This is a genomic window from Microbacterium sp. LWH3-1.2, from assembly GCF_040675855.1.
Classification (GTDB): Bacteria; Actinomycetota; Actinomycetes; order Actinomycetales; family Microbacteriaceae; genus Microbacterium.
The window spans coordinates 3,108,792-3,132,968 of sequence record NZ_JBEGIK010000001.1; the positions used below are offsets into that span (position 1 = coordinate 3,108,792).

Sequence of the window (24,177 nt, forward strand, 5' to 3'; positions counted from 1 at the left end):
CGCCCTGCGCTCAGGCCTCGATGAAGCCCTGATCCAGGATCCGCGCCACGACCCGCTCGGCGGCATGGCCGTCGTCGCGGGCGTTGAACTTGTCGCGCCACTGCGCGTAGCGGCGCGCATACTTCTCGGTATCATCTGAGCCGAGCGCGGCCACCAGCTCCTCTTGCGTGCGCACCATGGGCCCGGGCGCGTGCGCGGCGAGATCGAAGTAGAACCCGCGCAGTTCACCGCGGTAGTGCTCCATGTCGGGCACGAGGAAGTACATCGGCTTGCCGGTCACCGAATAGTCGAACATCACGGACGAGTAGTCGGTGATGAGCGCGTCGGCCACCAGCAGCAGCAGGGACGTGTCGGGGAAGCCGGTGACATCGATCACGCGCGGCCCCTCGGCGTCGCGTCCGGGCAGCAGCGTGCGCGAGTGCCCGCGCACCAGCACCACCGCGTCGGTCGCCGCGGCGAGCGAGACCGGGTCGATGAAGTCAACGATCTGGTCGCGGTCGTCGCGCCACGTCGGCGCGTACAGCAGCACCCGCTCGCCGGGACGGATGCCGAGGGCCTCACGCGTCGCCGCATCGTCGCCCGTGGTCAGCACGTCGTTGCGCGGATATCCCTCCACCCAGATCGGGCGCGTGAGGAACGCGTAGGCCTTGCCGAGGATGCGCGCGGCGTAAGGGTTCTGCGCCAGCAGGATGTTCCACCGCCGCGACTCGCGCACGACCGCGGCCGTGCGGCGCGGGTCGAAACCGGGCCGGTGCAGCGCGAGGCGCTTGAGGGGCGTGCCGTGCCACGTCTGCAACACGACCTGGCCCTTGCGGCGCGAGAACCGGCGGCGCAGCCAGTCGTTGACCACGAGCAGTCGTGCCGCGCCGCGGGCGCGCCACCACTCCGGGCTCCCCTCGACCACCGGGATGGCGCCCTCGGGCACGGCGACCGACAGGTCGACGACGCTCCAGTAGCGGGTGATGCCCGGCGCCCGGCGCGCGAGCTCCCGATCGATCGCGAGCGGGTTGCAGCTGGCGTTGCGGCCGTAGAAGCTCTCGAAGAACACCGCGTTCTCGAACCCTGTCGCGGGTCGGGTCGCGTAGCGGCGTTCGAGCGCGTCCTGTCCTTCGCCCGAGTCGTAGGCGGGGTCGATCGGAGGCCCGACGCGCAGGGTCCATCCCTCCAGGCTTGCGCGCAGCGTACCGAGTTGTGTGAGCGGAAGCGCTTCGGGGGGACGGATGACACGGCCGGAGGCATCGGTGATCCGCACCTCGTACGAACCCGCGGGCAGCGGGAGCTCGGGGCCGCCCCAGCGCGCAGCGCGCAGCGGCAGCGTCGCGTTCCACGTCTTGCCGCGGCCGGTCAGGCGCGCGGCGACGCGGGCGCGAGCGCCGACGATCTCGACGGAATCGGGCCGTTGCCCCTCGCCCGAGAGTACGAGAGCCGGGCTCCCCTGCGTCGTGAAGCGCGCGTCGGTCATCCGGTTCCTTCCCTCGGGCCGTCGTGCACCGTTCCGGCCAGAATCGCACGGTACACCCTCTCGGCGTTGCGCCCGTCCCGGAACGCGTGCACCCGCGCGTCGAGGGCGATCGCCCGTTCGACGCGGCGCGCGCGCTCGTCCGCGGAACCGAGCACTGCGTCCAGCTGGGCCATCGCCTGGGTCCAGTCGAGGGCCCAGTCTTGGCCGGCGACGTCGGCATAGGCGCCGTAGAAGCCGCGACGCTGCGCGTACTCCTCGACGTCGGGCGCGAGGAACAGCGTGGGCAGCGGTACGAGCGAGGCGTCGAACGCCAGCGAAGAGTAGTCGGTGACCAGGGCGTCGAGGCCGGGGAGAAGAGGCGTCACATCTGCGACGAGGTCGCTGTCCAGCGAGTGCACGCGGTCGGTCGGGAACGGCGGGGCGTAATCGCCGGCGCCGAGCGGGTGCGAACGGACGAGGAGGGTGGCATCGTGGCGCCGCAGCACCTCGACGATCCGAGACCACTCCTCGTCGGTCGGCACCGCGGGGTCGATCGCGCCGTCCCGCCACGTCGGCGCGTAGAGCACGAAGCGGCTCGACGGCGCCACGCGCGGCACGGCGAGTCCGATCGCGGCGCGCGCCTGCACCCGCCGATCCCCGGCGGTGCCGCGAGAGAGCACGTCCACGCGAGGCTCGCCGGTCACCGGCACACTCGCGTCCGGAAGCGCGAAGGCGGACTCGAGACGGCCGCGCACCAGGTGCGAGGCCGCCGGCAGCACCCGGATACGGCGCGCGGCGCCGCGGTACATCGTGCGCAGCAGCGTCCTGACGGCGCCGGCAGCGGGAGTTGCGGCGATGACGTGGGGGACGCGCAGCGTCTCGGGCGAGTCGATCCCGATTCGCTTGAGCGGGATGCCGTGCCACAGCTGCACCACGAAGGCACCCGAAACGGCGTAGCGGTTCACGTCGCCGAAGCCGTGCGTGACGACGACCACGCGGGCTCTCGCGGTGCGCCACAGCCCCTGCAGGGAACGCTTCGGAACGGCACGGATGCCGCGGGCCGCGGCATCCGTCGCCTCCCGCTTCGATGCCACCAGCCAGACCGGCGTGCGTCCGTCCGCCGCAGCCACCTCCCAGAGCGCGAGCGCCCCGTCGCCGATGCCGACCGCGCAGCCGATCACCCACTCGTCCCGGGAGCGGGGCACCAGGAGGGTGAGGATTCGTCCGGCGGCGTACAGCGGGATCGTCGCGAGCTTTCGGGCATTTCCCGCGCCGAACGAGAAGGACGCCATCCCGCGAGCCTACCTGCTGGCGGAATGGCGTCCTGTGACGTGTGGACTATTGCTGGAGAGAACCCAGCGTGACCTCGACCGTCTGCGTCTTGCCGTCGCGGACGTACGTCACCTCGGCCTCGCTGCCGGCCGCCGCAGCGCGCACCTGCGCCGTGAGGTCGGTCGCGTCCGTGACCGGCACGCCGTTGAAAGCAGTGACGACATCGCCCTTCTGCAGACCGGCGGCGGCTGCCGCACCGCCATCGGTGACCGCGTCGATGTAGGCACCGGTGATGGTGGAGCCCTCGACGGATGCCGCGGCCTTCACGTTCGCACCGAGCAGACCGTGGGTCGCCTCGCCGTTCTCGATGATCTCGCCGGTGATGCGCTCGACGATGTCGGACGGGATCGAGAAGCCGACGCCGATCGAGCCCGAGCCGTCGGGCGACGAGCCGCCCGCGGTCGCGATCGCGACGTTGATGCCGATCAGCTTGCCGTCGGAGTCGACGAGCGCACCGCCCGAGTTGCCGGGGTTGATGGCCGCGTCGGTCTGGATCACCGAGATCGAGATGCTCTCGGTGGCGGTCGACTGCTGGTCGCCCTGACCGAAGTCGAAGCGGAACGGACCCTCCTGGCTGTTCTCGTCCTGCTCGTCCTGGCTGTCGCCCGAGTCGGGCGCCGCCGACGACGCGATCGAGATCGACCGGTTGAGCGCGCTCACGATGCCCTCGGTGACGGAGTTCGCCAGGCCCAGCGGCGCGCCGACCGCGACCGTCGTGTCGCCGACGTTGAGCTTGCTCGAGTCGGCGATCTCGATCGGCGTGAGGTCCTCGGCATCCTGCAGCTTGATCACGGCGAGGTCGTAGGTCGGGTCGGTGCCTACGACCTCGGCGTCGTAGACGCGGCCGTCCGAGGTGGTCACGCGGATGGCCGCGTCACCGGTCGCGCCGTCGAGGGTCACGACGTGGGTGTTCGTGACGACATAGCCGTCCTCCTTCAGGACCACGCCGGAACCGGTGCCGGCTCCCGACGAGCCGGTGGCCTCGATCGTCACGACGCTCGGGACGACCTTGGCCGCGATCGCGGTGGTCTGGTTGACCGAGTCGGTGTCGTTGACCGTGACGGTCGACGGCCCGGCGGCGGGCGAAGTGCTGACGGGGGCGAACCACGTGACGCCGGCGTACGCGCCACCCAGGCCCGCCGCACCGCCGACGATGGCGGCGGCGACGACGAGGCCGACGACCTTGCCCGCGCCGGAGGACTTCTTCGCCACCTTGGTGGTCGTGGCGGTCGGAGCGGCACCGGTCGAACCGGAGATCGGCAGCGTCGGCTGAGCGTCCGCGGGGTTCACTCCGAATGCGGCGCCGGGCGCGCCGGGTCCGGGCTGGCCCGCGTAGGAGTGGGGGTGGGGCGCGGGCTGACCGGCGTATCCCTGCGGACGCGCGTACGAGTGCGCCCCTGCCGGGTAGCCGGCGGGCGGCACGGGCTGAGTCGGTGCCGTCGCCTGCACGTGGGCCGCCGGAGGCACGACCGGCGCGGCAGCCGGAGGGACCGGCGGCGCTGCGGCAGCGGGCTGAGCGGGCGGGACGGGGATGGCGGCGGGCTCGACGGTCTCCGGCGCGGCCGCGGCAGCGGCCGGGGTCTCGGGCTGGGCGGGCGTCTGCGCGGCGGCCTCCGCGGCCGACTGCGAGGGGACGGCGGGGGTCTGGTCTTCCGGGCGGTCGCCCTGGGTGTCGCTCATGGTTGCTCCTTCTGCCAAGCACTCACCACTGTGCCCACCCATGCTGTGCGTTTCTTATGTCGCGAATGGGACTCGCCTATGCAACGGGGATGAGCCCGCCCGGTACTACGGTGAAGCGATGCGACAGATCCCCGGAGCATGGCACCGCACGGCCGCGGGCGCCGGACTCGTCGGTTCCGACGGGTCGATCCACCCCACCATTTTCGCTGAGATGTCGGCCCTCGCGGCGAGAACGGGCGCGATCAATCTCGGGCAGGGCTTCCCCGACGAGGACGGCCCCGCCGAGGTGCTGGAGGCCGCCCGCTCGGCCATCGCGAACGGCGTCAACCAGTACCCGCCGGGTCGCGGGATCCCGGACCTGCTCGCCGCCGTCGCCGAGCACCAGGAACGGTTCTATGGCCTTCACCTGGATCCCGCGCGCCAGGTGCTGGTGACCGCCGGTGCGACCGAAGCCCTCGCCGCGGCGCTCCTCGCGCTGCTCGACGGCCCCGACGACGAGGTGGTCGTCTTCGAGCCGCACTACGACTCGTATGCGGCGGTCGTCGCACTCGCCGGCGCGCGGCTCGTGACGGTGCCGCTGCGGTGGCCGCATTTCCAGCCCGACCTGGACGAGCTTCGAGCCGCCGTGAGCGATCGCACCCGCGTCATCCTCGTGAACGACCCGCACAACCCGACAGGTGCGGTCTTCGGCGCCGAGGTGCGGGACGAGATCGTGCGGCTCGCCGACCGCCACGACGCGGTGGTCGTGACCGACGAGGTGTACGAGCACCTCGTGTTCGACGAGCCGCACGTGCCGATCGCCACGCTTCCCGGCGCCTGGGACCGCACGCTCACGATCTCGTCGGGCGGGAAGACCTTCTCGACGACCGGCTGGAAGATCGGCTGGATCTCGGGCCCCGCGTCGCTGATCGACGCGGTGCTCGCGGTCAAGCAGTTCCTCACGTACGTCAACGGCAGCCCGTTCCAGCCTGCGATGGCGACGGGCCTGCGCCTCGGCGACGACTTCTTCCGCGGCATAGCGGGCGCGCTCCGCGCGAAGCGGGACCTGCTCGGCACGGGCCTGCGCGCAGCCGGCTTCGACGTGTCGACGCCCGCCGGCTCGTACTTCACCGTCGTCGACGCCGCGCCGCTGGGAGCGATGGATGCTGCGGCGTTCTGTCGCGCCCTCCCCGAGCGCGCCGGTGTCGTCGCCATCCCTCTCACGGCCTTTGCGACGCCGGACCGGCGTGGCGAGTACGGCACACTCGTGCGGTTCGCGGCCTGCAAACGCGTCGAGGTGCTCGAAGACGCGGCATCCCGCCTCGCCCGCCTCGGATGAGTGCGCGGGTCAGCGCGGGCCCACGCCGAAGCGCCTGAGCCTCAGCGCCGGATTGACGCGGCGCACACGCTCGATCGCCCCGACGTCGAGATGGGCGACCGCGACGTCCGTCGACGTTCCGACGGCGGCGAGCTCGACGCCCTGCGGGTCGACGACGAGCGAGTTGCCCACACCGAGGGGCGGTGGGTGATCGGCCGCGACCACGAACACGGTGTTCTCGATCGCGCGGGCATGCAGCAGCGTGCGCCAGTGGTGCTCTTTGAGCGGGCCGCGCACCCACTCTGCGGGCACGACGAAGACATCGGCGCCGGCGTCGACGAGCAGGCGCCCGACTTCCGGGAACCGCAGGTCGTAGCAGGTCATCAGACCGAACCTCAGCCCACCGAGCTCGAACGTCTGCGGCTCACCCGCTTCGCCCGGCTCGACCCAGTCCGACTCCCGTTGCCCGAAGGCGTCGTACAGGTGCAGCTTGCGGTAGTGCGCGATCAGGCCGGTCCCATCGACCGCCACCGCGGTGTTGCGCACGCGCTCGCCGTCGCTCGCGCGCTCCAGCAGCCCGGCGACGATCGTGACCTCGTGCTGCGACGCGAGGCGCGTCAGCGCCTCGACGAACGGCCCATCCAGCTCCTGCGCGTTCTCGGCGAGCGACGCGTCGAACGGGTCGACGAAGTAGCTCGAGTACTCGGGGAACACCACCACGCGTGCTCCGCGGTCTGATGCCGTGGCCACGAGCTGTGCGATGGTCTCGACGTTCACCGCGATGTCGGCCGTCGGCGCGAACTGCGCCACGCCGATGGGCAGGGTGTGATTCATCGCCGTCCTCCGTTCGTCCGGCGGCGCGCGCGGAGGGTCGCGGGTATGACCAGCCACAGCGCGAAGAGAAACAGGCCGAGCGGGATGAGGGCCCACCAGAACGCCGACCCGCCGAGCACGACATCGAACACGAACGCGACGACGCCCACGAGCAGGACCGCGACGGTCCCGAGCGCGGCGACGAGGGCGAGGTGCCCGAAGCGCACGACTTCGGCCTTCGCCCGTTGCTGGAACAGCGCGCGGTGCAGTGCGACCGGCGCGAGGGCCACGATCGAGCTGAGCGCCGAAAGGACCACGAGCCCGAGGTAGAAGGCCTGCTGGGAGCCGGTCAGGTCGGCGAAGGCCGGCTGGAAAGCGAGAGCGAGCAGGAAGCCGGTGAGGATCTGCGTGCCCGTCTGCAGGACACGGACCTCCTGCAGCACCTCGCTCCAGTTGCGGTCCGCGCGTTCTTCCGGTGATTCGTCACGACCGTCGATCTGGTCGTCTCGCGGATCGGTGTCACGCTCGGTGGACATGGTTCATCCTTGCCCGGCGCCCGCGATCGGGGCAAGCCGACCGCCCCGTGTCACGACCACCCCCAACCCCGTGCTAGGCTATTCCTTGTGCCGCGGGGTGGAGCAGCTCGGTAGCTCGCTGGGCTCATAACCCAGAGGTCGCAGGTTCAAATCCTGTCCCCGCAACAGAAAACACGGAAGAGGGCGTCCCGAACGGGTCGCCCTCTTCCGTGTTTCCGCTGGCGCTGAACGCCGTCAGCCCTCCGGGTCCATCGCACCGCTGAGGTCGTCGAGGAAGCGCGCGATCACCGAGAGCTCCGACTCGTCGAACTCCATCGCCACCGTGCGCATGGCGCGCAGCTTCTCGCCGAACACGCGGAAGAACGCGTGCCTCGCGTCCTCGGTGAGCACCACCACGCGGCCCCGCCCATCGCTGGGGTGCGGTCGGCGCTCGACATGCCCGGACTCGACGAGCCGGTCGAGCAGCTTCGTCGTCGACGCGGTCGAGATGCGCAGGTGGTGGGCGATGTCGCGCGGGCTGACCGAGCGCCCCTGCCGCTCGCGGATGATGAGCAGCCGGAGCGCCGCGACATCCGAGGCGTTCATGTCCATGTCGCCCTTCATGCCGCTGTGCATGCGCTCCATGGCGTCGCTGAGGGCACGGATGGACGTGAGCACACGCATCACCGCATGTTCATGATCCGTCTGTGGCAGCCAGCGTTCGGACATCGTGGACGTTCCCTCCGACCCGTTGTAGCATCGCACAAGAGGCATTGCTAGTTTAGCTAGCAATCTGAGAGGAGTGATCGGATGCCCGACACCGACCACGTGGTTCTGCTCGACGATGACGGCCGCGCCATCGGCACCGCGCCGAAATCCAGCGTGCACGGCCCCGACACCGCCTTGCATCTCGCTTTCTCCTGCCACGTGCTCAACGGCGAGGGTCAGGTGCTCATCACGCGCCGTGCCCTCTCGAAGCGCACATGGCCTGGCGTGTGGACCAACTCGTTCTGCGGGCACCCCCGCCCCGCGGAGCCGGTGCTCTCGGCCGTCCGTCGTCACGCGGACTTCGAACTCGGGCTCACGTTGAGCGACCTCCGCGTCGCACTCCCGCTGTTCCGGTACCGCGCCACCGACGCCAACGGCATCGTCGAGCACGAAGTGTGTCCCGTCTACACCGCGTATACCGACGACGAGCCCGTGCTCAACCCGCTCGAGGCCATCGACGCGCGGTGGGTCCGACCCGAGGCGCTCGCCGTCTCGCTGGAGGCGACACCGTGGGCGTTCAGCCCCTGGCTCGTGCTCCAGGCACAGCAGCTGCACCTGTTCGAGACGCCGTCGCGCGAGAGACGCGCGTCATGATCCCGGCGGCGGCCGATCCCGACCTCCGGATCGCGATCGACGGTGCGCTCACGCGCATCCGCGAGCGCGCCTCCGAGCTGGGACCGGGCTTCGGTGCGCTGGGGGACGCGATCACCCGCGCGGCGCAGGGCGGCAAGCGCCTGCGTCCGGCGTTGGTCACCGCCTCCTTCGAGGCGTTCCGCATCGACGACGCCAACGCGTCGGCCGTCCTCTCGGTCGCGGCGGCGTTCGAGCTGCTGCACACGGCGTTCGTCGTGCACGACGACGTGATCGACCACGACACCATGCGCCGCGGCGTGCCCAACATCGGCGGCGAGTTCCGCCGGCGCGCGCAGGATGGCGGCGCCGACACCGACGGCGCCGCCCTGGTGGGAGACGCCGCGGCGATCCTGGCCGGTGACATCCTGCTCCACGAGGCCTTCCGGCTGGTCGCCATGGCCCACACCGATGACGCTACCCGGGATCGCCTCCTGACCCTCGTCGACGACGCCGTCCTCATCTCCGCGGCCGGCGAACTCGCCGACGTGGAGAACAGCGTCGCGGCGCGGCATCCGTCCCGCGTCTCCACGCTCGACACGGCGTTCAACAAGACCGCCGTGTACACGTTCCGGGCGCCGCTGCAGGCGGGCGCACTGCTCGGGGGCGCCGACGGCGACGCCCTGCGCGTGCTCGGCGAGGCCGGTGGCCGTCTCGGACTCGCCTTCCAGCTCGTCGACGACCTCATCGGGGCGTTCGGGACCGCGGCGCAGACCGGCCGGGACACCGGTCCCGATCTCCGCGAGAACAAGCGCACTCCGCTGGTCGCACTCGCCCGCGAGTCCGACGCCGCGCCACGCATCGACGAGGCGCTCGCACTCGCGCGCACCGGTCCGGTCGCGGTGCGCGAGGCGCAGCTCGTCCTGGAGCAGACCGGCGCCCGGGAGCGCCTCGTGCACCTGGTCGAGGAGACGCTGGCGGCGGTACGGGATGCCTCGCACGACCCCGCGCTCCCCGACCGTGCGGGAGCCCTTCTGCGGACCCTCGCCGACGGCATCGAAGGACGGATCCCATGAGCATCGTGCGCGCCGCGTCCCCCACAGGTCTCGCCCTGTATGACCAGGCTGCGGCGGATGCCGCGGCCACCGTGATCGCGCGCTACTCGACCTCGTTCGGGCTTGCGTGCCGGCTACTCGGCCCGCGCCCGCGGCCGCACGTGCGGAACGTGTATGCCCTCGTGCGCATCGCGGACGAGATCGTCGACGGTCCCGCCGAGGAAGCCGGACTGTCGCCGGAGGTCGCGGGCGAGATCCTCGACGAACTCGAGAACGAGACGCTGTCGGCGATCGACCGCGGCTTCAGCTCCAACCTCGTGGTGCACGCGTTCGCGGGTACCGCGCGCGCGTGCGGCATCGGCGAGGATCTCGTGCGCCCGTTCTTCGCGTCGATGCGCACCGACCTCGACACCCTCCGCCATGACGCCGCCTCGCACGATGCCTACGTCTACGGGTCGGCCGAGGTCGTCGGTCTGATGTGTCTGCAGGTGTTCGTCAACGCGGGGGCTCCGCGTCCGCTCGCCCCTTCGCCTGAACTGGTCGAGGGCGCTCGTCGTCTCGGCGCCGCGTTCCAGGACGTGAACTTCCTGCGCGACCTCCGCCACGATGAAACGGTGCTCGGACGCGACTACCTCGGCCTGTCGACGGCGGACGGCGAGCGCGCGGCGGTGCTCGATCGCATCGACAGGGATCTCGCCTCCGCCGCGAGCGCGATCCCTGCGCTTCCCGCCGACTGCCGACGCGCGGTGACCGCCGCGCACGATCTCTTCGCGGAACTGGCCGTGCGCCTGCGCGCCTGCGACGGGCGCCAGGAGCGGGTGCGCGTACCCGACGCCGTGAAGGCGCGTCTCGCGGCGCGCGCGCTGCTCGGCTTCGCCCCCCGGGAGGTGCGCGCATGACGCTCGTCGACGGACCGCGACGCGCGGTCGTCATCGGCGGCGGCGTGGGCGGGCTCGCCGCAGCGGCGCTGCTGGCGACCGAGGGCTGGGACACGACCCTGTTCGAGGCGCGCGACGAGCTCGGCGGGCGTGCCGGGTCGTGGGAGCGCGACGGCTTCCGCTTCGACACCGGTCCCAGCTGGTACCTCATGCCCGAGGTGTTCGAGCACTTCTTCCGGCTGCTCGGAACGACCGCCGAGCGCGAGCTCGACCTCGTGCCGCTCGACCCGGCCTACCGCGTGTACTCCGATCCCGCGACAGGCCTCGGGCCCCTCGACGTGCGCTCGGGACGCACCGAGGCCGCAGCGCTGTTCGAGAGCGTCGAACCCGGCGCCGGCGACCGCCTCGACGCCTACCTCGACTCCGCCGCCGACGCGTACGACCTCGCCGTCACACGCTTCCTCTACGACACGTACGAGACCACGGCCGGCCTCAGGGACCCGGCATTGCTGCGGCGGATGCCGCGCCTCGCGCCCCTGCTGACGCGAAGCCTCGCCCGACACGTCGAGCGACGGTTCACCGACCCGAGGCTCCGGCAGATCCTCGAGTACCCCGCAGTGTTCCTGGGGGGATCGCCGTACGGTGTGCCGAGCCTGTACCACCTCATGAGCCACCTCGATCTCGGAGATCGGGTGCTCTACCCGCGCGGCGGGTTCCGCGAGCTCGTGGCGGCGATCGTGCGCCTGGCCGAGGCATCCGGAGTCGCGATCGCGACGGGCACGCGGGTCACTGCGATCACGACCGCCTCCGGCGCCGCGACCGGGGTCGAGCTCGCAGGCGGCCACCGCGTTCCCGCCGACCTCGTGGTGTCGGGTGCCGACCTGCACCACACCGAGACCCGACTGCTTCCGCGCGCCGAGCAGACCTATCCCGAGGAGTGGTGGCGCTCGCGCACGCCCAGCCCCGGCGCGCTGCTCGTGATGCTCGGCGTCGAGGGCCGACTGCCGCAGCTGGCTCACCACACGCTGCTGTTCGCCCAGGAGTGGCGTGCGAACTTCACCGACATCTTCGGCACCCCTTCGCGGATCCCGGACCCCGCATCGCTCTACATCTGCCGTCCCAGCGCCACGGACCCCAGCGTGGCGCCGCCGGAGCACGAGAATCTCTTCGTGCTCGTCCCCGTGCCCGCAGACCCCCAGCTGGGGCACGGGGGCATCGACGGCGATGGCGACCCGGCGATCGAGACCGCGGCCGACCGGGTCGTCTCCCAGATCGAGCAGTGGTGCGGCATCCCGGATCTGGCGGAGCGCGTCGTGGTGCGGCGCACCGTCGCCCCCGGCGACTTCGCCGACGATCTCGGCGCGTGGCGCGGCAACGCGCTCGGCCTCGCGCACACGCTCGGGCAGAGCGCGGTCTTCCGCCCCCGGAACACGTCGCGCAGGGTCGATGGCCTGTCGTACGTCGGCGCCTCCACTCTGCCCGGCATCGGCCTGCCGATGTGCCTCATCTCGGCCGAGCTCGTCGTCAAACGTCTACGCGGAGATCGCTCCCCCGGTCCCCTCGCGGAACCGGCGAGGGTGTGACGGTGCCAGGGATCTACCTCGCCGCGATCCTCGTCTCCACCGTGGGCGTGCTGCTGCTCGACCGGCGCTGGCGCCTCGCCGCGTGGCACGCGCCCGGACGCACGGCTCTCGCGGTCGGCATCGGCACCGCGTTCTTCCTCGCGTGGGACGCCGTCGGCATCGCCGCGGGCGTCTTCGTCAAAGGCGACAGCGCCCTGTTGCTCGGCGTGGACCTCGCCCCGCACCTCCCCCTCGAGGAGCCCGCGTTCCTGGCGTTCCTGAGCTACCTCGCGCTCGTCGCGTGGGCCGGGGCGCTGCGCCTGCGGGAACGGCGGAAGACGGATGCTGCGCCCTCGCGGGCGGAGGCGGGGCGATGACGTACATCCTCATCGTCGTGCCGTTCGTCGTGCTCACGGCGGTCGTCGTGCTGCTGACGGTGCGACGGCCCGGCTTCGGGCGCAGGATGACGGCATCCGTCATCGCCGCCGGCCTCCTCGTCGCGCTCACCGCCGTCTTCGACAACGTGATGATCGCCGCGGGGCTGTTCACCTATCCCGACGCGCTGATCTCGGGCGTGCGGATCGGGCTCGCGCCGATCGAGGACTTCGCCTACCCCGTGTGCGCGGCATTCCTCGTGCCGGCCGTGTTCACGCTGCTGGAGCCTTCACGGGCCCCTCGCAGGGAGGCGCGCTCGTGACATCCGCCCCGCCCCTGCGCGCCGGCGCCGTCGCGCGCCAGCTCCTGATCGCCTCGCGGCCGGTCAGCTGGATCAACACCGCGTACCCGTTCGCGGCGGCGTACATCCTGACCACGCGCGAGATGGACCTGACCCTCGGGATCGGCACGCTGTTCTTCCTCGTGCCCTACAACCTCGCCATGTACGGCATCAACGATGTCTTCGACTACGAGTCCGATCTGCGCAACCCGCGCAAGGGCGGCGCGCACGGGGCGGTTCTCGATCGGCGGATGCACCGGGTGACCCTGTGGGCCTCCGCGCTGCTGTGCCTGCCGTTCGTCGCCTACCTCGTCGCGGTCGGGTCCCCCGCCTCGTGGCTCGTGCTCGCCGCGAGCCTGTTCTTCGTCGTCTTCTACAGCGCGCCGCCGCTGCGGCTGAAAGAGCGCCCGTTCCTCGACTCCGCGACCAGCAGCATCCACTTCTTCTCCCCCGCGATGTATGGACTCGTGCTCGCGGGCGCGACGTGGACGCTGCCGCTCGTGGCGCTCATCGGCGCATTCGCGCTGTGGGGCGTGGCCTCGCACGCGTTCGGGGCGGTGCAGGACGTCGTGGCCGACCGCGACGCGGGCATCGCGTCGATCGCCACGGCGCGCGGCGCCCGCTGGACGGTCCGCTTCGCGCTCGCCTGCTACGCCGCCGCCGGCGTGGCGATGCTCGCGACGTCGTGGCCGGGGCCGATCGCGGCCGTGCTCGTACTGCCGTACCTCGTGACCGTGTGGCCCTACCGCTCGATCGCGGACGCCGATGCGGCCGCCGCGACGGCCGGCTGGCGCCGCTTCCTGTGGCTCAACCAGTTCTCGGGCTTCGCGGTCACGCTGCTGCTCATCTGGTACGCCGTCCTCACGGCCTGAGCGGGAACACCGAGGGCCGGCCCTGAAAGGGGCCGGCCCTCGTGGGTGCCTGCTTACTGGCCGCCGAGCTCGATGAGCTTGTCGACCGCCGCGGTGAGACGCTCGTCGGCGGCTCCGTATGCCGCCCAATCGCCCGCCTCGAGGGCCGCCTGGCGGTCGAGCATCGCCTGTTGCGCCTCCTGCAGGGCGGCCTGGTACTCGTCGGTCGGCTCCGCCGGGGTGGTCGGCTCGGTCGGGGTCGGCTCCGGAGTCGGTGCGGGCGTGGCTCCCGGGGTGGGCTGTACATCGGTGTCACCTGCGTCGGCGCCGGAATCGCCGCCGAAGAGCGTGTCGAGCGCTTCGTTCAGCGTGTCTTCGAAGGCGATGTCGTCGCCGAACGAGACCAGCACCTTCTGCAGCTTGGGCAACTTCGTTCCCGTCGACGACTGAACGAACACCGGCTGCACGTACAGCAGGCCACCGCCGACGGGGAGGGTCAGGAGGTTGCCGTTCTGCACCTCGGACTGCCCCTGTTTCAGCAGGTTGATCTGGGCGGAGATCTGCGGGTCCGAGTTGAAGGTGTTCTGCACCTGACCTGGACCGGGCACCGTCGTGTCGGCATCGATCACCAGCATGCGCAGCTTGCCGTAGTCCTCGCTCTTCACGCCGGCTTCGGCCCCGGCATTCGAGTCCACCGCGAGGTACCCCATCAGCACGTTGCGGGCATTGCCGGCCGTCGCCGCCGGGATGAACGACGTGAACATGGAGTACGTCGGCTGGTCCTGATCGGGCATCTGCATCGTCAGGTAGTACGGCGGCTGCAGGGCCGTCTCTTCCTGCGGGTCGTTCGGGGTCTGCCAGCGGTTGTCGCTGCGATAGAACGAGGCCGCGTCGTCGACGTGGTACACGCCGAGGATCGTGCGCTGCACCTTGAACAGGTCGGTCGGGTACCGCACGTGACTGATCAGGTCCGCGGACATCTCGCTGATGGGCTCGATCGTCGTCGGGTAGACCTTCTGCCATGACTGCAGCACCGGGTCGTTCTCATCCCACGCGTAGAGCTTCACGGAGCCGTCGTACGCGTCGACGGTCGCCTTCACGGAGTTGCGGATGTAGTTGATGTCGTCGAGCGCGAACCGCGGTGCGGGGTTCGACGAATCCGAGATCGCCGAGGTCAGGCTGACCGTGGACGAGTACGGGTAATTCGCGCTCAGCGTATAGCCGTCGATGATCCACACGATGCGGCCGTCGACCACACTCGGGTAGGCGTCATTGTCGAGCGTCAGGTAGGGCGCGACCTTCTGCACGCGATCGCGCGGGTTGCGGTCGTAGAGGATCTGCGAGTCCTCGTTCACGTAGTCCGAGAACAGGATCTGCTCGGCCTGGAACTTCAGCGCGTAGATGAGTCGATTGAAGACGCTGCCCAGGCTCGGCCCGCCGCTGCCCTCGAACGTGGTCTTGGTCTCGCCCGCGCCGTCCTCGCCCGAAGGGTAGTCGAGCTCCACCGGGTCGGCGCCGTCGGGCGCGCCCACGATCGAGTAGGGCGGCGAGTACTCGCCGAAGTACACGCGCGGCTGGAAGTCCTCCTGGTCGGAGAGGAAGCCGGCGGCCGGGATGCCGCGCTCGAGGAAGACGGGGTCGCCCTCGTTGGTGCGGTCGTTGCCCTTGGCGGCGACGAGCCCGTACCCGTGGGTGTAGACGACGGCGGAGTTCTGCCAGTCGGCCGCGTTGCCGAGCTCGTTGAGGTCGAGCTCACGCACCGAGACGATGGTGTCCTGCGAGACGCCGTCGATGTCGTAGCGGTCCACGTCGAGCGGGTCGGCGAACTGGTAATAGCCGCGGTACTGCTCGAGCTGCCGCACGTTCGGCGAGATGATCGCCGGATCCATGACACGCAGCTGGGCGGTCGCGGCGGCGTCGTCGCGCAACTGACCGGCTGTGACGTCGGTCACGGCGGTGAAGTCCTCCTGCTCGAGGCCGTCGACGCCGTAGGCCGCATGGGTCATGTCGATGTTGCGCTGGTAGTACTCCTCTTCGAGCGTCAAGCGGTTCGGCTGCACTTGGAACGTGTTGACGACCCAGGGGTAGCCCACGCCGACGACGATCGCCGACACGACCAGCAGCGCGGTCGCGATGAGCGGATAGCGCCAGCGACCGATGATCGCGGTCACGAAGAAGAGGATCGCGACGATGACCGCCGCGAACGCGAGGATCGTCTGGCCGGGGATGATCGCGTTCACACCGGTGTAGCCGGGGCCGGTGATGCGGTCGCCGGGCTCGACGAGTGTCTTGTACCGGTCGAGCCACAGGCTCGCGCCCTGCACGAGCAGATAGAGACCCGCGATCACCGCGAGCTGGATGCGCGCCGACTTCGAGATGCGCAGCTCCCTCTGACCGATGCGCACCGACCCGTACAGGTACGACACCAGCGCCGTGACGAGAAGGCAGATCAGCAGCACCGCCGACGCGAAACCGACGAGCGAACTCCAGAACGGCATCGCGAACATGTAGAAGCCCGTGTCGAGGCCGAACTCCGGGTCGGTCGCGTCGGTGGCGACGCCGTTGAACCACAGCCATGTGGTCTCCCACTGCGCAGAGGCGGCGAAGCCGGCGAAGAAGCCGAAGAAGATCGGGATGCCCCACATCGCCAGTCGCCGCAGCGGCTCGACGACCTCCTGGTACCGGTCGAGCTGGGAGCTCAGCCGCGCGTACACGGGGCGCAGCCGGTAGGCGAGCTGGATGGACAGCCAGACCGGCACGGCCATGCCCAGGAAGCCGACCACGAACATCACGACACGCGCGACCCACTGGGTCAGCAGCACCTCGGAGAACCCGAGCTGGTCGTACCAGAGCCAGTCCGCGTAGAGGCTGGCGAAGATGAAGAACGCCACGACCAGCGCGGCGATGACCGCGAGGGTGATGGCGATGACGCGTCGGGTGCGAGAGGGTGTGGCCGGAGTCGGCGCGGAGGTCGTGGTCACGTTCCCATCCTAGGCGCGCGATTCTCGGCGCCCGCCTTGTCCTCCCTGGGCGAACTCTAAGAAACTCGCAACGTTTCGGGCACGATCCTCATCATTTCGCGGTGCAGGTCGGGAGCACGTCGAGATCGTCGCCCTCGCTCACCGCGTCGAGCACGGCCAGCGCGTCGTCGAGGTCCTCCACCGAGAACACGCGCAAGTCGCCGGGGATGTGCCCCACGACCTCGTCGCAGTTCGCCTCGGGCGCGAGGAACCACTGGGCGCCGGCATCCACCGCGCCCCACATCTTCTGACGGATGCCCCCGATCGGCCCGACCTCGCCGTCCGCGGTGATCGTGCCCGTGCCGGCGATCTGCTCGCCGCCGTTGAGCTCGCCCGGGGTCAGTGTGTCGATGATCCCGAGCGCGAACATCATGCCCGCACTCGGACCACCGACATTGTTGAGCTGAATGGTGACGTCGATCGGGAAGTCGTAGTCCGTCGTGAGGTTGACGCCGAGGATCCAGCCCTTCTCGCCGTCGTCGTCGGTCGTCTCCTTCGGAGTGACCTCGACCGTCTGCTGCTCGCCGTCGCGCTCGATGAGCAGCTCGACCGGGGCCCCTTCGCCCTCGTTGATGACGGAGCGCAGGGTCGATACATCCGTGAGATCCTCGCCGTTCGCCGTGAGGATCAGATCGCCCTGCTCGAGGATCCCCTCGGCGGCGGCGCCGTCGATGACGGAGTAGACGGACAGGGTCGCGCCGACGTCGTAGCCGAGCTCTGTCAGCGCCGCGGCGGTCGCCTCGTGCTGCGAGTCCACCATCATCTGGGCGCTCTCCTCGTTGCGCTCCTTGGTGGTCTGGTCCTGGGGGAAGATCGCGTCGATCGGCATGACGGCGCGGCTCGGGTCGAACCACGCCATGGCGAGCTCGAACCACGACGGGGTGTGCTCGCGGTTGCCCTGCACCTGCACCGTGAGGAGGTCGAGCGATCCCTCGGTCGGGTACGTCTCGGCGCCCTCGACCGAGATCAGCGGCACCTCCTCGCCGTCGGCGTTCTCGGCGGTGCCGAGCGTGTTGTAGACGGGTCCGGGGCGCTGGATGACGTACGACGTCGGCAGGAACGTGATGACGAGGAGCACCACCATGGCGACGGCGAGCGCCCACACACCCACCAGCGTGCGGCGGGACATCCGCGGCCGCGGGGCGGGCTCGATCGTCGTGTTCTCGTCGAACAGGGCCACGCGGGACCTCTTTTCCGTGCCTTGTGGGTGATGCGCCTGGTCGTTCGCGACCGGCGTAAGGCGTAAGGGGTCCCTGCCGGGGAGTGCGACGGATGCTGCGACTAGCGTAGAACGCAACCTCATCGACCGGCTGAAAGGCGGCTGAAGTGGCAGACGACGTCACGGGCGGGAGCGACCCGAGCCCCGAGGACGACTTCCAGGAGCTCATCCGGCAGCTGTTCGGTGGCGCGGCAGGAGATTTCGACCCCGAGCAGCTGTCGCGGCTGTCGGGAATGAACATCGACCCCGCGATGATGCAGGCGGTGATGCGCCAGCTGCAGGGTGCGTTCGAAGGGGCCGACGAGACCGGCATCTCGTGGGACATGGCGAAGCGCCAAGCGCTGCACATCGCCAACCAGGAGGGCCTGGGTGTGACCGCGGGCCAGCGCACGGACCTCGACCAGGCGTTCGCCCTGGCGACCCTGTGGCTGAGCGAGGCGACCACCATCGCGGAGCTGCCGGCGCCCCCGGCGACGCTCACGCGCGGCGCGTGGGTCGAGGCGACGCTGCCGGTGTGGCAGGAGCTGGCGGCTCCGGTCGCGACGAGCATCGCCGACGCCCTCACCACCGCGCTGAGCGAGCAGGCGCCCGAAGACATGCAGGGTCTTGTGCAGGGAGCCGGGCGTCTCATGCGCACGGTCGGCGGCTCTCTCTTCGCGTCGCAGCTCGGCCAGGTCGTCGGCAACCTGTCGAAGGAGGTCGTGAGCGGCGGCGACGTCGGCATCCCGCTGATGCCCGACGGTCAGGCGGCGATCCTCCCCCAGAACTTCGCGGACTTCGGCCGCGATCTCGAGGTGCCCGAGGACCAGCTCGCCCTCTACGTCGCCACCCGCGAGCTCGCCCACGCCCGCCTGTTCCGGCACGCGCGCTGGCTGCGCCTGCATGTCATCTCGCAGGTCACCGACTTCGCACGCGGCGTGCACGTCGACACCGACGCCCTCGAGGATCTCGCCACGCGCTTCGACCCGTCCGAGCCCGAGGAGCTCCGCCGCGCGATCGAGAGCGGTGCGCTGCTGCCCGCCCGCTCCGAGGCGCAGGACGCCGCCCTTGCACGGTTGGAGAATCTCCTCGCCACCGTCGAAGGCTGGGTCGAGGTCGTCACGGAGGATGCCACGTCGCGGCTCCCCTCGGCGCAACGCATCTCGGAGGCCGTGCGTCGCCGGCGTGCCGTCGGCGGTCCGGCCGAGCGCGCACTCGGCTCGCTCGTCGGCCTCGAGATCCGCCCGCGCCGCATGCGCGAGGCCGCCGCCATGTGGAGGGCCGTGACGGCTGCGGTGGGCCCCGCCGCGCGCGACGCGCTGTGGGACTACCCCGACCTCATGCCGAGCGCGTCCGACATCGACGATCCCGCGGGGCTCGTCGCCCGCCTCGAGGCACGCGCCCGCGGCGAGGAGCCGTTGCGCGACGAGATGGACGACGCCCTGGCGCGCCTGCTCGCCGGAGACGAGCCCGGCGGATCGGCCGCGGGCGAAGCATCCGATTCTCCTCCCGAATCCGATGCTTCCGGCGACGAGGGCGAGCGCGGCGCGCCGGACGACCATCGGCCCGTGTAGCGGCGGCCCGGCACCGGGTCACCGGTTCCTCCCCAGTCCGACCGGATGCGGCGAATCGGGGTCGTGGCCTGTGGATACCGGTCGTCAGGCCCGTCCGGTGCGACAGGATCGGGCCCATGCTCCGACTCGACCCCTCGTATCCCCCCGTGTGGCGGACCGATTCGACGATCCAGTTCGGCGCTGAGCCGGTCGCCGTGCTCGACGATCCCCAGCCGTGGCAGCAGCGGCTGCTGCGCGAGCTCGAGCGCGGTCTCCCCGACGGTGCGGCGATCCCGTTCGCGCAGGCGCTGGGTGCTCCCGACGCCGCGACGGCGGCGCGGTTCCTGTCACGGATCCGCCGCGCTCTGATGACGGATGCCGCGACCCGCCGCCGCATCGTGGTCCAGTGCGCCGACGACGTGCCCGACCAGCATCGCGATGCGGTGGCCGCTGGCCTCTCCGCCGAGGGCTACGACGTCGACACCGCCCACTGCTTCGATGCGGTCGGGAGCGTCGGAACGGATGCCGCGGCCGTCGTCTTCGTCGTTCATCGCGTGGTCGTGCCCGGCGCGGTCGCCGCGCTCATGAGCGCGGACGTCGATCATGTGCCGGTCGCGCTCACCGGCTCAGGTGCAGAAGTCGGCCCGTTCGTCGAACCCGGCCGGAGCGCATGCCTCGCGTGCGTCGCGGCTCACCGCCGCGACAGCGATCCGTCGTGGCCGGCGGTCGCGGCGCAACTGCTGGGTCGCGCCGTCGAGAGCGAGCCCTCGGTGCTGTGGGAGTCGGGGATCGTCGCGGGTCGGCTCATCGCGGAGCGCGCGCTGCACCCCTCGGCCGCCCGGACCCGCTCGGTGACCCTGCGCGCCGGCTCGCTGCACCGGCACGTGCGCTCGCACCGCCCGCACGCAGAGTGCCGTTGCCGATCTCTCGCAGGAACCGCGACGGCTGCCTCTCCCGTGCGCCTCGCGCCCAGGACAGCGACAGCGTTCGCCCGGCCCGCGTGATGCCGACGTACGCGAGTCGGCGCTCCTCGTCGACCTGCTCGAACGTCGTGGCGTACGAGATGGGAAGCACGCCCTCCGCGACGCCGACGAGGTGCACGTGCTCCCACTCCAGGCCCTTGGCCGCATGCAGCGTCGCGAGCGTCACGGTGCGCATCGCCGGCTCGTCGTGGGCTTTGGCCCGCGCGGTGAGCTCGTCTGCGAAGGCACGGAGAGTCGTGCCGGCGGGGGCTTCCTGCGCGAGGCGCAGGAGGGCGGCGCGGGCCTCCCAGGCGTCGCGGAGGGCACCGCCGGCCTCCGGCGGCTCGTCGGTGAGGCCCCGCGAGCGCAGGATGTCGCGAACGGTGTCGACGAAACCGCTCTCGATGGGAGCGATCGACGCCGCGCGCAGCTCCATCACCGCCTGCCGCACCTCGGGCATGTCGAAGAACCGGCGGCCGCCGAGCACCGTCGTCGCGATGCCCGCGTCGGAGAGCGCCGCCACCAGCTCGGCCGACTGCGCGTGCGCGCGGTAGAGCACCGCGATGTGGCGTGGATCCGCGCCGTCGGCGATCTGCGCGGCGATCCGCGCGGCGACCGCGCGAGCCTCGTCCCGGTCATCCTCGAACGCGGTCACCGTCGGAACCGGCGCGGTCTCAGTCCCCGCAGTCCGGTCGGCGGCGGCCGACAGGTGCAGCGCTCCGGGGCGCCCGCGCATCAGCTCGTTCGCGACCGCCAGGATCGGGGCATCGGACCGATAATTCGTCTCGAGGCGCACGACGCGGGCGCCCTCGTACCGCGACGGGAAGTCGAGGAGGAACGCGGCGTCGGCACCGGCGAACGAATAGATCGTCTGGCTCGCGTCGCCCACGACGCAGAGGTCGCGGCGATCCCCCAGCCACAGTTCGAGCAGCCGGTTCTGCAGGGGCGAGACGTCCTGGAACTCGTCGACGGTGAAATGGCGATACTGCTCGCGCACGGCCTTGGCCACCTGCGGCTCCGCCTCGAGCATGCCGGCGCAGGCGAGCAGCACGTCCTCGAAGTCGAGCTGCCGGCGCTCGTCCTTGAGCTTCTCGTACGCATGCTGGAGCGCCACGACGCGGTCGACCCCCAGGCGGCCGACGCCGTTCGGGCGGGCCGCCGCATACGCGTCGACACCGAGCATCGAGACCTTCCGCCACTCGATCTCGGAAGCGACGTCGCGCAGCGTGGCAACGTCGGGTGCGAGCCCGATGCCGTCGGCCGCGTGGGCGAGCATGCGCACCTTGTTGTCGATGATGCCCGGCGCGGTGTCGCCGGCGAGGGTCGGCCAGAAGAAGTTGAGCTGTGCGAGAGCGGCCGCGTGGAAGGTCCGGGCTGACACCCCGGCCACGCCCATCGTCCGCAGCCGGCCCCGCATCTCGCCGGCGGCCTTGGTCGTGAACGTGACCGCCATCACGCGTCCGGGCGAGTACGCTCCGGTGTCGACGCCGTGCGCGATGCGATGCGTGATGACGCGGGTCTTGCCCGTGCCGGCGCCCGCCAGCACCGCCACCGGACCCCGCAGCGCGGTCGCCGCCTCGAGCTGCTGCTCGTCCAGCCCTGCCAGCGCGCCGGCGTTCACGCGCGCTCCGCGTGCCAGTCGGCGATGAGCCGGTGCGCGATGGACGCCTGTCCGGGGAGCACGACATCGCCGTCCCCCGCCAGGGCTCGGCCGATCTCGTCCCGCGTGAACCAGCGGATCGCCGCGATCTCCTCGCCGTCGGCGCGCGCCGCCGTATCGTCGAGGGACTCGGCGAGGAACCCGACCATCAGCGAGCGGGGATAGGGCCATGCCTGAGATCCCCGATAGATCACGGTGGCGACTTCGACACCGGACTCCTCCGCGACCTCGCGGCGCACGGCCGCCTCGAGCGATTCGCCGGCCTCGACGAACCCAGCGAAGCACGAGAAGCGGTCGGCGCCCCACAGGGCGTTCGAGCCGAGGAGAAGGAGGTCGGGGTCGTCGGCGCTCGTGATGGCGACGATCACGGCCGGATCGGTGCGCGGGAAATGCTGCCGCCCGCAGTTCGGGCAGCGGCGCGACCAGCCGGCGTCCCCCAGAACGGTCGGCGTGCCGCACGCCGGGCAGAACGGGGCGTCGATCAGCCAGCGCCCGAGGCTGAGTGCCTCCACGAATGCGCCGGCGTCGCGGGCCGAGAGCACGGCTCCCATCGTGCGCAGGCCCGCCCAGCCCGCGGGCGCAACGAACAGTTCCTCGTCCTGGGACGTGAACACGGCTGCGAGCAGGGCAGTCCCGTTGTCATCACGTCCGAGGAAGGCCCATTCAGCTCCGCCGGGAACATCCGACGGAGCGAGCCACAGCAGCGCATCGGGTGCGGCGAGCGGCGCGGAGTCGCCTGCGACCACCAGGGCCCGGGACTCGGCATCCGTCCTCGCCGTCTCGAGAAGATCGGGAACCAGCCGCTCATCGGCCGCGCGATCGAGTCCGGGATGCGCCAGCGGATTCAGGCTCGTGCTGTCGGGCGCCGTCATCGAACATGCTCCGCTTCGTCGTTCAGGGCCGGGCGTGGCGCGGGGACGGACGAGCGCGACCGACCTACCCTGGGCACATGGCACGCTCACCCCTCACTCTAGCCGCGTCGGTCACGTCGGCTCTCCCGCGGGTCGGCGTCGTCGGGGTCGGCGCGCTCACCGAGGGCGCCGCCGGTCGATACGACGCGGCGGTCGCCGATCTCGACGACGGGCGGCGTGTGGTCGTGCGCGTCCCTGCCGACCCGTCGTCCGCCCCGGAGCTCGCGGCGGAGGTGCGTGCGCTGCGTGCACTCACCCCGGGTGTGCGAGGCCTGCTCCCCTTCCGCGCCCCCGAGCTGCTCGGCGAGGCCGGTCTCGGCGACACACGGGTGGTCGTCGTCGACTTCCTCCCCGGATACCGCGTCGACGCCGCGCACCTGCCGCCCGGACGCGGTGCGGCCACCTCGCTCGGCGCGGCTCTCGCCGCGCTCCACTCGTTGCCGCACTCGATCGTCAAGGGCGAGGGGTTGCCCGCGCGCACCCCGCAGCAAGTGCGTGCCGATGTCACGCGCCTCATCGAGCGCGCCGTCGCGTCCCGCCGGTTGCCGGTCAGCCTGGCGGAGCGCTGGCACCGCGCGGTCGACGCCGACGACCTGTGGCGGTTCGAATCAGCCGTGGTGCTCGGCGGCGCCGGAGCCGCATCGTTCCTGTTCGAGGACCTCGACGGCATCCCGACAGTGACCGGACTGCTCGAGTGGCACGGCCTGTCGATCGGCGACCCCGCGACCGACCTGCAATGGCTCGCGTCCGCGCCCGACGCCGCCGAGGACGTCTACGCCGCCTACGTCGCCGACAGCGGACGCGCCCCCGACGCCCGGGCCCGCGAGCGCGCCCGGCTGTATGCCGAACTCGAGTTCGCGAAGTGGCTCGTGCACGGGCACGACACCGACCGCGACGACATCGTCGGTGACGCCGTCGAGCTGCTGGAGTCCTTGGCGGCGGGCGTGGCCGGTGACGACATCGTGTCGGGCGCCGCACTCGACGTCGATGGCGCCATCGCGCTCCTCGAGCGCACGCCCGGTGCCGACGCGCCGACGATCGACACGTCGATGCAGACCGATGCGTACGACCCGGCGGAGCTGGCGCAGTGGGTCGACACCGAGGATGACGCCCGGCAGGACACGGGACCTGTGGCCGCGCCGGAGTCCTTCGACACCCAGGAGATCTCGGCCGAGGATCTCGCCGCGTTCCGACCCGTCGACCTCGACGCTTCGGCGGTGCAGCTGCCCCGCCGGCACCCGGACGACGACCTGTCCACCGCGCCCATCGCGCTTCCCGCCGCGGCGGCACCGGGTGCCTCGAGCGAGCGCGACGACGGGGGCGGACTGGATGCCGCGGCCGAGGCGGAGCGCGCGTCGGAGGCGGCGCTGCGCCGCTGGCTCGCCGACTGAGACGG

20 protein-coding genes and 1 tRNA gene are annotated in these 24,177 nt (G+C 71.2%); 11 read left to right on the forward strand and 10 right to left on the reverse strand.

The window, feature by feature from the left end; genetic code table 11:
* Positions 1–10 precede the first annotated feature (10 nt).
* Genes MRBLWH3_RS14555 through MRBLWH3_RS14565 form a run of 3 tightly spaced genes read right to left on the reverse strand, consistent with a single transcriptional unit; the run spans position 11 to position 4,453 of the window.
* Positions 11–1,462 carry a CDP-glycerol glycerophosphotransferase family protein gene (locus MRBLWH3_RS14555; protein ID WP_363433279.1) on the reverse strand — a complete coding sequence of 484 codons (1,452 nt, stop codon included), beginning with the start codon at positions 1,460–1,462 and terminating at the stop codon, positions 11–13.
* Positions 1,459–2,733: a CDP-glycerol glycerophosphotransferase family protein gene (locus tag MRBLWH3_RS14560; protein ID WP_363433282.1), complete on the reverse strand. Its 1,275-nt coding sequence runs from the start codon at positions 2,731–2,733 to the stop codon at positions 1,459–1,461. Before MRBLWH3_RS14560 ends, MRBLWH3_RS14555 begins: the two co-directional genes overlap by 4 nt.
* A gap of 46 nt (positions 2,734–2,779) precedes the next feature.
* On the reverse strand, positions 2,780–4,453 hold the full coding sequence (locus MRBLWH3_RS14565) for a S1C family serine protease (protein ID WP_363433285.1): 1,674 nt from the start codon (positions 4,451–4,453) through the stop codon (positions 2,780–2,782).
* Positions 4,454–4,571: 118 nt separating this feature from the next.
* Here MRBLWH3_RS14565 and MRBLWH3_RS14570 point away from each other — a divergent pair, with 118 nt between their 5' ends.
* Positions 4,572–5,771: an aminotransferase class I/II-fold pyridoxal phosphate-dependent enzyme gene (locus MRBLWH3_RS14570; protein ID WP_363433287.1), complete on the forward strand. Its 1,200-nt coding sequence runs from the start codon at positions 4,572–4,574 to the stop codon at positions 5,769–5,771.
* A gap of 9 nt (positions 5,772–5,780) precedes the next feature.
* Here the strand turns inward: MRBLWH3_RS14570 and MRBLWH3_RS14575 are convergent, their stop codons facing one another.
* Together MRBLWH3_RS14575 and MRBLWH3_RS14580 are read right to left on the reverse strand one after the other, a co-directional pair.
* A complete protein-coding gene (locus MRBLWH3_RS14575; protein WP_363433289.1) occupies positions 5,781–6,584 on the reverse strand; it encodes a carbon-nitrogen hydrolase family protein in 804 nt (267 codons plus the stop codon).
* Positions 6,581–7,099 (reverse strand): DUF6328 family protein, encoded by a 519-nt coding sequence (locus MRBLWH3_RS14580; protein WP_363433292.1) that lies wholly within the window; start codon positions 7,097–7,099, stop codon positions 6,581–6,583. The genes MRBLWH3_RS14575 and MRBLWH3_RS14580 overlap by 4 nt, the downstream gene beginning before the upstream one ends.
* 91 nt (positions 7,100–7,190) lie before the next feature.
* On the opposite strand from MRBLWH3_RS14580, the gene MRBLWH3_RS14585 reads away from it, so the two are divergent.
* Positions 7,191–7,264: transfer RNA gene (locus MRBLWH3_RS14585), tRNA-Met, on the forward strand.
* A 69-nt stretch (positions 7,265–7,333) separates the two neighbouring features.
* Here MRBLWH3_RS14585 and MRBLWH3_RS14590 read toward each other — a convergent pair.
* On the reverse strand, positions 7,334–7,762 hold the full coding sequence (locus MRBLWH3_RS14590) for a MarR family winged helix-turn-helix transcriptional regulator (protein ID WP_363433295.1): 429 nt from the start codon (positions 7,760–7,762) through the stop codon (positions 7,334–7,336).
* Positions 7,763–7,888: 126 nt separating this feature from the next.
* Between MRBLWH3_RS14590 and idi the strand changes: the two genes are divergently transcribed.
* The 7 genes from idi to MRBLWH3_RS14625 are packed head-to-tail and all read left to right on the forward strand — an operon-like array spanning position 7,889 to position 13,498.
* A complete protein-coding gene (idi, locus tag MRBLWH3_RS14595; protein ID WP_363433297.1) occupies positions 7,889–8,440 on the forward strand; it encodes an isopentenyl-diphosphate Delta-isomerase in 552 nt (183 codons plus the stop codon).
* Positions 8,437–9,492: a polyprenyl synthetase family protein gene (locus MRBLWH3_RS14600; protein ID WP_363433300.1), complete on the forward strand. Its 1,056-nt coding sequence runs from the start codon at positions 8,437–8,439 to the stop codon at positions 9,490–9,492. Before idi ends, MRBLWH3_RS14600 begins: the two co-directional genes overlap by 4 nt.
* Positions 9,489–10,370 (forward strand): phytoene/squalene synthase family protein, encoded by an 882-nt coding sequence (locus tag MRBLWH3_RS14605; RefSeq protein ID WP_363433302.1) that lies wholly within the window; start codon positions 9,489–9,491, stop codon positions 10,368–10,370. Before MRBLWH3_RS14600 ends, MRBLWH3_RS14605 begins: the two co-directional genes overlap by 4 nt.
* Positions 10,367–11,932: a phytoene desaturase family protein gene (crtI, locus tag MRBLWH3_RS14610; RefSeq protein WP_363433305.1), complete on the forward strand. Its 1,566-nt coding sequence runs from the start codon at positions 10,367–10,369 to the stop codon at positions 11,930–11,932. Before MRBLWH3_RS14605 ends, crtI begins: the two co-directional genes overlap by 4 nt.
* Before the next feature lie 2 nt (positions 11,933–11,934).
* Entirely contained in the window at positions 11,935–12,288 is a 354-nt protein-coding gene (locus MRBLWH3_RS14615) for a lycopene cyclase domain-containing protein (RefSeq protein WP_363433308.1), read from the forward strand.
* Positions 12,285–12,608 carry a lycopene cyclase domain-containing protein gene (locus MRBLWH3_RS14620; protein WP_363433311.1) on the forward strand — a complete coding sequence of 108 codons (324 nt, stop codon included), beginning with the start codon at positions 12,285–12,287 and terminating at the stop codon, positions 12,606–12,608. The genes MRBLWH3_RS14615 and MRBLWH3_RS14620 overlap by 4 nt, the downstream gene beginning before the upstream one ends.
* A complete protein-coding gene (locus tag MRBLWH3_RS14625; protein ID WP_363433314.1) occupies positions 12,605–13,498 on the forward strand; it encodes a prenyltransferase in 894 nt (297 codons plus the stop codon). Before MRBLWH3_RS14620 ends, MRBLWH3_RS14625 begins: the two co-directional genes overlap by 4 nt.
* A 53-nt stretch (positions 13,499–13,551) precedes the next feature.
* Here MRBLWH3_RS14625 and MRBLWH3_RS14630 read toward each other — a convergent pair whose 3' ends face one another.
* Positions 13,552–16,458 carry a UPF0182 family protein gene (locus tag MRBLWH3_RS14630; RefSeq protein WP_363433316.1) on the reverse strand — a complete coding sequence of 969 codons (2,907 nt, stop codon included), beginning with the start codon at positions 16,456–16,458 and terminating at the stop codon, positions 13,552–13,554.
* Between the two features lie 91 nt (positions 16,459–16,549).
* Positions 16,550–17,677: a YlbL family protein gene (locus tag MRBLWH3_RS14635; RefSeq protein ID WP_363433319.1), complete on the reverse strand. Its 1,128-nt coding sequence runs from the start codon at positions 17,675–17,677 to the stop codon at positions 16,550–16,552.
* A 146-nt stretch (positions 17,678–17,823) separates the two neighbouring features.
* Here MRBLWH3_RS14635 and MRBLWH3_RS14640 point away from each other — a divergent pair, with 146 nt between their 5' ends.
* On the forward strand, positions 17,824–19,269 hold the full coding sequence (locus tag MRBLWH3_RS14640; RefSeq protein WP_363433322.1) for a zinc-dependent metalloprotease: 1,446 nt from the start codon (positions 17,824–17,826) through the stop codon (positions 19,267–19,269).
* Between the two features lie 783 nt (positions 19,270–20,052).
* On the opposite strand, the gene MRBLWH3_RS14645 is transcribed toward MRBLWH3_RS14640, so the two are convergent.
* Positions 20,053–21,831 carry an ATP-dependent helicase gene (locus tag MRBLWH3_RS14645; protein ID WP_363433324.1) on the reverse strand — a complete coding sequence of 593 codons (1,779 nt, stop codon included), beginning with the start codon at positions 21,829–21,831 and terminating at the stop codon, positions 20,053–20,055.
* A complete protein-coding gene (gene nudC, locus MRBLWH3_RS14650) occupies positions 21,828–22,742 on the reverse strand; it encodes an NAD(+) diphosphatase (RefSeq protein ID WP_363433326.1) in 915 nt (304 codons plus the stop codon). The genes MRBLWH3_RS14645 and nudC overlap by 4 nt, the downstream gene beginning before the upstream one ends.
* Before the next feature lie 77 nt (positions 22,743–22,819).
* On the opposite strand from nudC, the gene MRBLWH3_RS14655 reads away from it, so the two are divergent.
* A complete protein-coding gene (locus tag MRBLWH3_RS14655; RefSeq protein ID WP_363433328.1) occupies positions 22,820–24,172 on the forward strand; it encodes a phosphotransferase in 1,353 nt (450 codons plus the stop codon).
* The last annotated feature ends 5 nt before the right edge of the window (positions 24,173–24,177 follow it).